This is a genomic window from Salinivibrio sp. HTSP (genome assembly GCF_003390965.1).
GTDB lineage: Bacteria > Pseudomonadota > Gammaproteobacteria > Enterobacterales > Vibrionaceae > Salinivibrio > Salinivibrio kushneri.
On sequence record NZ_PXUD01000081.1, the window covers coordinates 1 to 2,606 of the forward strand.

At 46.8% G+C, this 2,606-nt stretch carries 2 protein-coding genes and 1 CRISPR repeat array; both genes read left to right on the plus strand.

Annotated features, from left to right (window positions below; all coding sequences use genetic code 11):
- The first annotated feature begins 185 nt into the window (after positions 1-185).
- Entirely contained in the window at positions 186-494 is a 309-nt protein-coding gene (locus tag C7A19_RS13925) for a helix-turn-helix domain-containing protein (protein WP_077455917.1), read from the plus strand.
- Positions 478-1,737 (plus strand): type II toxin-antitoxin system HipA family toxin, encoded by a 1,260-nt coding sequence (locus tag C7A19_RS13930; RefSeq protein ID WP_116645172.1) that lies wholly within the window; start codon positions 478-480, stop codon positions 1,735-1,737. The genes C7A19_RS13925 and C7A19_RS13930 overlap by 17 nt, the downstream gene beginning before the upstream one ends.
- A 161-nt stretch (positions 1,738-1,898) precedes the next feature.
- A CRISPR array of direct repeats spans positions 1,899-2,588; the repeat unit is 28 nt; unit sequence GTTCACTGCCGCATAGGCAGCTTAGAAA.
- The last annotated feature ends 18 nt before the right edge of the window (positions 2,589-2,606 follow it).

The following is a 2,606-nucleotide window of genomic DNA, read 5'->3' on the forward strand; positions in this document are numbered from 1 at the left end:
GCGCGCCGCGAAAGTCATACCAAGTTTGCACGATCGAGTTGGCGCTCATAACAACTGATGTAAATGCACCATGCTAGTCTTGATATTGTGACTTATTAAACAATGAATATGTTGTAATTCCTTAAATGACAACTAAAATGTTGTATATAAGCTGTAATACAACATTAAAGTTGTTTGAGGGTGTCATGGTGTCACTAAAAGATATAGCGCGCGCATTGCAAGCCCGTCGCAAATCACTCGGGCTAGAGCAGTCTGACATGTACATGCGTATTGGCATGAAACAACAGCAGTATCAGCGAGTAGAGGCGGGGAGTGATGTTCGGTTATCGACTTTGCTGCGCGTGCTTGAAGGGCTCGACCTGACATTAACGCTCGAGCCCAAAGCATCTCAGATGGTTGATGAGTCGGTAAACCTCGATCGTTATAAAGATGATGATAACGACGATCTCGACTTTTGGTTAGGGACGGAGCATAGTGATGACCAAAACCAGTGAAGACGTTGAGGGGCTGAACATTCAACTGCATGGCGTTGATGTAGCTGTTGTTACGCACTACGCGGGCGGGAAGAATATTCTCACGTTCAATCCGGCGTTTATCGCCACCTCTCAGCATGAGCGTTTGACTTTTTCGTTAAGGCAACGTCGCGATCCGCAATACTTACACACACCACAAATTCGCACGGATAAACTGCCGCCAGTGCTCTCCAATTTGCTCCCAGAAGGCGCATTGAGAGACGTCGTCTCACAGGCGTTACAGTGTCATACCAACAATGAGTTCGCGATACTCGCATATATGGGGAAAAACCTGCCCGGTGCCATTGTGGCGAAGCCGATTAAAGCGGGGGAATTACCGCGTTGGGCATTGGCGCAAAGGCTCTCAACCGCACCGCAGCAGATTGATGTTAAACATGCTGATAGCAAATTTTCATTAGCCGGCGTGCAGATGAAGTTTTCTTCATCGCACCGCGATGGTCGATACCATATTGATCACGACGCCAATGAAGACTCATGGATCATAAAAACACCCTCAACCGTGCATAAAGGTGTGCCTCTCAACGAGTTCACGTGTATGACGCTCGCTGCACAAGCCGGCGCCGTGGTTCCTGAAATACGTTTGATCAATGTGGCTGAGTTAGAGGGTTTACCTAATATTCAGCTACCCAACGAGCCCTTTGCGTATGGCATACAACGCTTTGATCGCGGGTCGGATGGCCGAATACATGCGGAGGATTTTGCTCAGGTGTTTGGCTTATATCCTTCAGATAAATATCAAAAAGTGAATTATGAGCAGTTGGGGAAAGTGTTATATCGTGAGAGTGCTAATGGACGAGAAGACATACAGCAAATGGCACGCAGGCTGCTGATTAATATCTTGCTCGGAAATGGCGATGCGCACTTAAAAAACTGGACGCTCTGTTACCCCGACCGCATGTTGCCGCGTTTAGCACCGCTTTATGATGTGGTCTTTACGCAGCCTTATATTGAATATGACAACATTGCGTTGAAAATGGCGAAAAGTAAGCGTTGGTATGACATTAGTTTGAGCCACTTCGAACGTTGGTCGCAAGATGCAGGTGTGCCGTGGCAAATGATCAAACCGCATCTGTTGGATACGATCAACTTGGCGAGAGATATCTGGCCAAATCAACTTGCGCAATTACCGATGTTAACGGAGCACAAAGCGATGCTACGTAATCATTGGAAAGCCCTGCACAAGGACTTCACCATCGATTCGTAACCCAACGGAGAACTAAGCCGGCATCTTTTTATCCTTATTTTTTGGCTATTTAAAAATAATTAATAAATACAAAGCGTTACGGAAAGCGATTTTTAACAAGGGTAAAAGACGATTTTTATCCTAACGGCCTGTTGTCACTGACGATTATTAAGTTATTCTATGTTCACTGCCGCATAGGCAGCTTAGAAACTTCATCAGTTGGCTTAATCATACCGCCCAATAGTTCACTGCCGCATAGGCAGCTTAGAAACAGTAAATTGTGGCTCGTGAGCGCCAGCGAAGAGTTCACTGCCGCATAGGCAGCTTAGAAAAACATAACTTGTCTAGACGGGCACGGATTTTGGTTCACTGCCGCATAGGCAGCTTAGAAAATAAATATTATGATAATTATTCATTTTTTAAAGTTCACTGCCGCATAGGCAGCTTAGAAAAATGAAAATCGCAATTGCCTACGTAGGTCCCAGTTCACTGCCGCATAGGCAGCTTAGAAATATTTGCCAAGTCCGCACCGCCAGTTCTTTGTGTTCACTGCCGCATAGGCAGCTTAGAAATCAAACGTTTGACTTTCTCGCTCCGATCTATGGTTCACTGCCGCATAGGCAGCTTAGAAACCGACTTGCAGCAGGAGTGGCGACCTGTGTAGGTTCACTGCCGCATAGGCAGCTTAGAAAAGTGGCGTGACGATGAGTAAAGCCCAGCGCGAGTTCACTGCCGCATAGGCAGCTTAGAAAGTGAGGCACTGGCGGCACGAAGAGAAAAGGGTGTTCACTGCCGCATAGGCAGCTTAGAAACATCACATCGCTGGCCATAATAAAAAACTGGTGTTCACTGCCGCATAGGCAGCGTAGGTGACACAAGCCCCAGCACGG